Origin of the sequence: Catellatospora tritici (assembly GCF_019083965.1) — a bacterium.
GTDB lineage: Bacteria > Actinomycetota > Actinomycetes > Mycobacteriales > Micromonosporaceae > Catellatospora > Catellatospora tritici.
Window position 1 is genome coordinate 26,454 of record NZ_JAHRCY010000045.1, and the last position, 6,871, is coordinate 33,324.

The 6,871-nt window shown below is 70.2% G+C and carries 6 protein-coding genes; 2 read left to right on the forward strand and 4 right to left on the reverse strand.

Going from position 1 to position 6,871, the window contains the following annotated elements; all coding sequences use genetic code 11:
- The first annotated feature begins 78 nt into the window (after positions 1-78).
- A complete protein-coding gene (locus KUA19_RS42050; protein ID WP_217405612.1) occupies positions 79-489 on the forward strand; it encodes a hypothetical protein in 411 nt (136 codons plus the stop codon).
- Here the strand turns inward: KUA19_RS42050 and KUA19_RS42055 are convergent.
- From KUA19_RS42055 to KUA19_RS42070, 4 genes are all read right to left on the reverse strand, one after another.
- Positions 444-1,244 (reverse strand): glycoside hydrolase family 71/99 protein, encoded by an 801-nt coding sequence (locus KUA19_RS42055; protein WP_217405614.1) that lies wholly within the window; start codon positions 1,242-1,244, stop codon positions 444-446. The two genes, KUA19_RS42050 and KUA19_RS42055, sit on opposite strands and share 46 nt — an antisense overlap.
- 443 nt (positions 1,245-1,687) lie before the next feature.
- Entirely contained in the window at positions 1,688-2,632 is a 945-nt protein-coding gene (locus KUA19_RS42060) for a TolB-like translocation protein (protein ID WP_217405615.1), read from the reverse strand.
- Positions 2,629-3,825, reverse strand: coding sequence for an MFS transporter (locus KUA19_RS42065; RefSeq protein ID WP_217405617.1), 1,197 nt, complete (start codon positions 3,823-3,825; stop codon positions 2,629-2,631). Before KUA19_RS42065 ends, KUA19_RS42060 begins: the two co-directional genes overlap by 4 nt.
- A complete protein-coding gene (locus KUA19_RS42070) occupies positions 3,825-5,570 on the reverse strand; it encodes a discoidin domain-containing protein (RefSeq protein WP_217405618.1) in 1,746 nt (581 codons plus the stop codon). The genes KUA19_RS42065 and KUA19_RS42070 overlap by 1 nt, the downstream gene beginning before the upstream one ends.
- 837 nt (positions 5,571-6,407) lie before the next feature.
- On the opposite strand from KUA19_RS42070, the gene KUA19_RS42075 reads away from it, so the two are divergent.
- A partial coding sequence (locus KUA19_RS42075; protein WP_372452052.1) for an endo-1,4-beta-xylanase occupies positions 6,408-6,871 on the forward strand: 464 nt, incomplete at its 3' end.

A 6,871-nucleotide genomic window follows, 5' to 3' on the forward strand; every position in this document is an offset into this window, starting at 1 on the left:
GACGGCGGCCCGCCACAACCTCGGCGCAGGACTTGCGCGGCCGACAGCAGTAGTTTCTCCGCAAGGTGTAGCACCTCGGTGGACTTCCCGGCGCCAGGTTCGCCCAGGATCAGCAGGCGCCGGTTCACAGGGCAAGCCGACGAGGACCTCGCCGCGTTCTTCCTAGACCAGCAACGGGCCTGGCCGATGGCGCGGCTGGTCAGACTCGCCACCCTTCCCGCCGCCGACCTGACCAACGGCGCCCACTACGAGTCGGACAAGGCGAAGCAGGCCACCCGACCCGCCGCACACACCGACGACCCGGCCGCTGCCGCCACGCTGTGGGAGGCCAGCGCCAAAGCGGTCGGTCTGGTAAGAACCGTGGCGCGAACAAGTGTCCGCACACGCCGGGCGTCGTCGATGCCCTTGTGCGCCGAGGCGCGGGCGGCCGTTCGGCAGTACGCCTACCGAGGGTTGGCCGCGAACACCTCGTGCAGAATGTCGACGTAGACGCCGTGCCCGCTCGGGCTGGGCCAGTCGGTGGTCGACTCGACCGAGGTCCCCTCACCCCATTCGTTGTAGGTCGTGACGAGCTGGAACGGTGCCTTGGACCTGGCCACGGACAGGACATCCTGCCGGAACCGGACGGCGTCGCGGCGCAGCAGTGGCGTGCTCGCGTCATAGCGGAAGAAGCCCGGCGACACGCTGGCCGAGTATCCCTGCTGCAGGTCGAGCCGCCCGCCCGGGGCGTACTGGTGCCAGCCCTGCGGCTGGCGGGCGCAGTCGCGGTAACCCCCGAAGACCTTCAGGACGACGTACCACCCGGCGGCGCCGTCGGCCCAGCGGGCGGCCATGCCGCACGCGTCGTCGCCGTCGGCGTAGACGAAGACGACAGGTTTGCCGCCGACATGCAGGAAAGCGGACTTGTCGGCGTACTTGCGCAGGTAGGAAAGATCAGATCGGATCTGCGCCGAGGTCGGGTTGCCGGTGCTCTCCAGCTCGTAGTAGATCGACCAGGAGAAGCGCAGCTTCGCCGCCTCGGCCATCAGCAGGTTGAACCGCCTGTCCTCCCGCAGTCCGCGACCCCACCACGAGGCGATGCCCGCCTGCAACCCGGCGTACTGCATGTCCCGGATCTGCCGGTCGACCACGGCCGGGTCGTCGCCGTCGTAGCGACCCGCCGTCGGTGTGTACTTGGAGGCCGGGGCGGAGAAGTTCTCGGGATACCACGGGTAGTAGAACGCCGCCCGCACCGGCAGGCGCATGCCGGCGACCGCGGTCGGCTTCGCCGACCGGCTCGGTGAAGGTGTGGCGGAGGGTCCAGGTCGCGCAGAGGCCGCGACGGTGGGTGTGGGGGCTGCCTCCGCAGATCCCGATGCCGGACCGGCCGACGGCGGCGGCTCGTCACGGTGCGTCCCCGACACGTACCCGACAGCGGCCGCGAGCAGTAGCACACTGGACAGTGCCACCCAGAGCCACCTACCGGCTCGACCAGCACGGCGCCGGTGCGACCCATGACGACCTTCGATCACGCTCGGGAATGCTAAGCGGCCACGGGCGGCCAGGGAAGGGGCGGCGAGGGTGCCTACGGTCCGTCAGGCTGGTCCGGACATGACACGGTCGACGGCGCCACCCGGCTCACGGGTGGCGCCGTCGGCGCGCGGCGTCCGGCTCGCCGATGGGATCGGGGTACGCCGGTCGGCGCGCATCAGCGCGGTGCCAGCGGTGCGGTGGGGGAGGACCCGTCCCGGACGAGCACTCGGGATGCGCCGGTGCCGTCGGCGGCAAGGGCGTATACGTTCCCGTCGCGGGCGTAGGCGACCGTCCGGTCGTCGAGCCAGATCGCCTGGTCGTCGACCCCCTCCGGTTCGGCGAGATCGACCGAGCGCAGGGTGCGCAGGTCCAGCACGGCCAGCCGCCACGGAACCCGTCCCGCGGCCCGCTTCTTGTAGACGACCCGAGTCCCGTCCGGTGACAGCGACGGGCACTCCACCCCGGCGAGCACCGTCCGGGCCTCCCAGCGCGCATGGTCGCCGCGCACGAGATAGGTCGTGCCCCGCGTCGAGACCGTGGCGTAGAAGGTCGTGTCGTCGGCGGCGAACGTGACCCCCCAGTAGTTGACGTCCGCCGCGTAGTGGCGCGCACCGTTCAGGTAGAGGTGGATGTTCTCGATGTTCGTCACGACGTACCCGGTGCGGGTGTCCAGGACGCCGGTCCACGTCGAGAATCCGCCCTGGCTGTAGGAGTCGCCGGTGACGAAGACGGTCCAGGCCACCATCCGGCCGCTGCGCGAGACGCTGGCGCGGCTGGGGATCCCGGCCAGTTGCAGCCGCCGGGTCTCGTGCAGGTCACGGTCGAGGATCACCGCGGTGGTCGTCGGCAGGCCGCTGGTGACGTCGGCGGTCAGGCAGACCGCCGTCGGCCCGGCGGCCGCGAACCGGTCGCAGCGCAGCCCCAGCGGCTGTCGTGACCCACCCGGATCGGCTGCCGAGACCGAGGCGACCTGACCACCGCCGTCGCGGAAGTAGAGCTGCCCGCCACGCAGGGATGTCGGCGGCGCGGCCGGTGCCGACGTGGCGGTGTGCGTCATGTAGACCGTGGCCGCCGTGCCCAGCACCAGCGCGGCCGCCAACGCGACCCACGCCCGCCTCATCGCAGCCCCCGCGCGGCGGCCAGGACCGCCGCGAGCAGGCCCGCGGCCATCACCAGCAACGCGGTCCGGGCACCCCAGGCGGCCCAGAGCGCGCCGGCGGCCAGTGAGGAGACGAACCGGGCGGCCGCCTGCGCCGTCTGGACCATCGCGAGTCCGGTGGTATGCGAGGAGTCCGGCAGCAGCGGCCCCGCCAACGCCATCAGCACCCCGTCCGTACACGCGTAGAAGAGCCCGTGCAGCAGGAGCACACCCACGACCAGGGGCGCCGCGGGCGGCATACCGGCGAGCAGAAGCATGGCCGCGACCAGGGCGAAATGACCGCCCAGCAGGACCCGCACCCGCCCGACGCCGTCGGCCAGGTGGCCCAGCGGCACCGCGAGCAGCAGGTAGACCGCGGCCGTGCCCAGCGGCAGGAGCGGGAAGTACCGCAGCGGCACCGCACCGGAGCGCTGCAGCAGCAGGTAGACGAAGAAGTCGCTGATCGTGAACACGCCGAGCCCGGCGGCGACCGCGCACATCCGCCGCAGCCGACGGTCACGCAGGACCGTCCGCAGCGGCGGCACCGCCGGGGCGGGACCCGGCCGGTCCCTGACGTAGAGCACGAGCAGCACCACGCCGAACGCCGCGACGCAGAAGCTGACCACGAACACCGCCCGGTACGTTCCGCCGGTGGCGGCGAGCACGGCGAACGCGGCCAACGGGCCCAGGAACGCACCGACGGTGTCCATGGCCCGGTGCACGCCGAACGCCAGCCCTTCACGACCGGCCGGAGCCGACAACGAGATGAGCGCGTCGCGCGGCGCGGTACGCAGACCCTTGCCGGTGCGGTCGGCCACGATGGCCGCGGCCAGCGGCCCGAGCGCCGCCCCGGCGGCCAGCACACCGAGCTTCGCCAGGGCCGACAGCGCATACCCGGCAGCGGCCACGGGCTTGTGCCGCCACCGGTCGGCCACCCGGCCCCCGACCGGGCGCAGCAGCGCGGTGACCCCGAAGGACAGCCCGTCGACGAAGCCCAGCTGCAACGGCGTCAGGCCGAGCGTGAGCGCGAGGTAGAGCGGCAGCACCGCCGTGACCATCTCGGACGAGACGTCGGTGACAAGGCTGACCGCGCCCAGCGCGATGACGTTGGCCGGGACGGCGGCAAGCACCCGCCGTCCCGGAGCCGGGGTGTCCCGGCGTAGCGTGATGTACATCAGTGGCAGGTGTAGGTCGGGCTGGTGTCCTTGACCGCGCTGTCGGTCCCGATCAGCTGCCAGGAGAACGTGCTGGCCGTGAACGACAGCTTGAGCACCCCGAACACGCCCGTCAGGCGCTTTTGACTGTTGGGCTGCACGTTGACGATCGAGTACGGTGAGGCGCCGCCCATCCCGCCGAGGACCTCGACGATGCCGTTCGGGTCGGCCGCTGCCGACGGGTTCTGCGGACCGAAGCGCTCGTAGTGGTGGTCGTGGCCGTTGAGCACCAGGTCGGCGTGCGCGTTGTAGAGCAGCTGCCACGCCTGACGGCTGATCGGGTCGTTGCCATGCTCACCCGAGCTGAACAGCGGATGATGCCAGTACGCCGCGATACAGCCCTTGGTCGTGGCCGCCAGGTCGTTCTGCAGCCAGGTCAGCTGGGCCGACGCGGTGAGGGTGTTGGAGTCCAACGCGATGAAGTGCCAGTTGCCGTGGTCGTAGCTGTAGTAGGGCTTGCCCTGGGGGTAGGCGATCGACCCGAAGTAGGACTGGTAGCCGACCATCGCACCGGCCGGATCGTAGGTCTCGTGGTTGCCGGGCGCCGGGTGGATCTTCGACTTGAACGCGCCCCAGGTCTTGTCGAAGTAGTTCTGGAAGTCCGACAGGCGTGCGTCGTCGTACTGGTTATCGCCCATCGTCAGCACGAAGTCCGGGTTCATGGCGGTCACCAGGGCGGCGGTCTTCGGATGCTGGCAGGTGCTCGACGAGGCGGTGCACTGCTCGGCGATGTCGCCGGCGGCGGCTACGGTGAACGCGCCACCAGGCGTGGGACTGGGGCTGAGCGTCGGGCTGGCCGTGGGGGCGGCCGTGGCGGTGGGTGCGACAGTCAGCTTGTCCACATTGGGTCCGCCGGTGCCGGCGACGGCGGTGGCGCGGACGGTGTGTGTACCGGCCGTGAGCGTCGTGGTGACCGTGTACGTCGTCCAGGTGTCCCAGTTCGTCGTCGCGGCGAAGGGGACGCTCGCGGCGACGACGGCGCCGTCGACCGCGATGTCCATCGGCCGGTTCGCGGTGGTGCCGTTCGCGTACCGCAGGGTCAACGCCACCGGACCGGCCACGGTGGTGGTCACCGTCCACTCGATCCGGCTGCCGGTGACGTTGGTGTAGTCGACGAACCCGCTGCCGGTGTAACCGGTGTGGTTGACGGCCACGACCGCCTGCGACAGCACGGCGTCCTCCGCCTGGTAGTCGGTGCCGGGGCTCGGTGGCGAGCCGGGGCCGTAGACCTCCAGCTCCCACAGCGAGTAGCCGTAGGGCGTGCCGCGCTGGGTGCCGTAGACCCGGACGTAGCGTGCGGTCGCGGCGAGTCCGGTGTGGTCGTCGGTGCCGCCGTTCTCGCCGGTCACCGACTTGACGGTGGTCCAGGTCGTGGCGTCGGCCGAGGTCTCCAGCCGGTATGCCGACGCGTACCCCGCTTCCCAGACCAGCCGGATGCGGGTGATCGGCGTGGCCGCGCCGAGGTCGACCCGGATCCACTGGGGATCGGAGCCCTCGACGCTGGCCCACCGGGTGGCGGTGTCGCCGTCCACGGCTTTCTCCGGCGCGTACGCCGAGGCTTCGACGGAGGACGCCGCTACTGGTCTGTTGCGGGAGAGCAGGACATCGGCGGCCTCGGCTCGCTGTGCGAGGACGACGGTGGCTGCGGTCAGCAGGGCGGTCGCGGCAGCCGCGGCCGTGGCGAGGACCTGTTTTTTGGACAGCACGGTGTGCTCCTCTGTAGGAGAGTCACCGGCCGGGGCAGTACACACTGAGCACGTCACGTCCACGTCGGACGCCGCGCCAAGCCGCTTGGTGATGAGTCTCGATGCGTTCGGGGATGCTGTCAAGACGTTAGGAAGACTGTTTTACCAATCGCTTCCCGGCTCCCGCCGACCGACGTCGACTCCCATGGTCTGTGTCCGGCACCGACCGCCGGCTTAGGGCAACGAGGGCTCCGGTCCCTGCCACTGCCCGGCGCCCGTGCAACCCATTCATCCCCTTCACTCGCTGCTTCGGGCCGGACCCGCACCCGCTGCGCTGAGCGCGTGCCGGGCGGCTGCCTCCACCAAGCGAGCAACGACAGTCGACCGGTGTGACGCCCTTGCGCCACGCCAGTGTTGCGCACCTTCGCACGACATCGTTTGGGTTGCGACGCGGTGCGGCCTTCGGTCCGCTAACGGCGCTCGCGAAAACTGTTATGAAAGTAGGTGTCGCCGAGTCGCGAAAGTTCCGCGAACGGCATCCCGGGCAACCGCCGCCACGGTTAGGACCGCCATCGTGCTCGATCCTTATTCACCTGCACTTATCGGTTGCTTCGACACAAGATTTGTTTCCGGAACTTTTCCGAAAGTCATTGCCTGAAATAGGAGTCTGGTGGCAGCATCGGCGCTGTTAAATCTCTCGACTAGGACGTCCAGCCGTCCTGCCAGGGCAGCTCGGGCGCTCGCCGGAAAAAGGAGGCCAAGGTGGCTACCAGCCCCTCCGTCCATCGTGGCGGAACGCTACGGAAGAGATCGCTCATCGTCAGAGCGCTGGTCGCCGGCGCGGTCACCGTCGCGACAGTGGCCACGGCCGCGGTGATGATGCCGTCGGCGCAAGCGGCGGAGAGCACCCTGGGCGCGGCGGCCGCGCAGTCGGGCCGGTACTTCGGCACGGCGATCGCGGGCGGTCGGCTCGGCGACTCGACGTACACCACGATCGCCGGACGCGAGTTCAACATGGTGACGGCCGAGAACGAGATGAAGATCGACGCCACCGAGCCCCAGCGCGGGCAGTTCAGTTTCAACGCCGGCGATCAGATCTACAACTGGGCCACGCAGCGCGGGATGAAGGTCCGCGGCCACACCCTGGCCTGGCACGGGCAGCAGCCGGGGTGGATGCAGAGCCTGTCCGGATCCACGCTGCGCCAGGCGATGATCGATCACATCAACGGGGTGATGGCCCACTACAAGGGCAAGCTCGCCGCCTGGGACGTGGTCAACGAGGCGTTCAACGAGGACGGCAGCCGCCGGCAGTCGAACCTGCA

Excerpts from the sequence above, each read along its gene's own strand:
- KUA19_RS42055 (WP_217405614.1), bottom strand. The coding sequence starts at position 1,244 with ATGCGCCTGCCGGTGCGGGCGGCGTTCTACTACCCGTGGTATCCCGAG.
- KUA19_RS42060 (WP_217405615.1), bottom strand. The coding sequence starts at position 2,632 with ATGAGGCGGGCGTGGGTCGCGTTGGCGGCCGCGCTGGTGCTGGGCACG.
- KUA19_RS42065 (WP_217405617.1), bottom strand. The coding sequence starts at position 3,825 with ATGTACATCACGCTACGCCGGGACACCCCGGCTCCGGGACGGCGGGTG.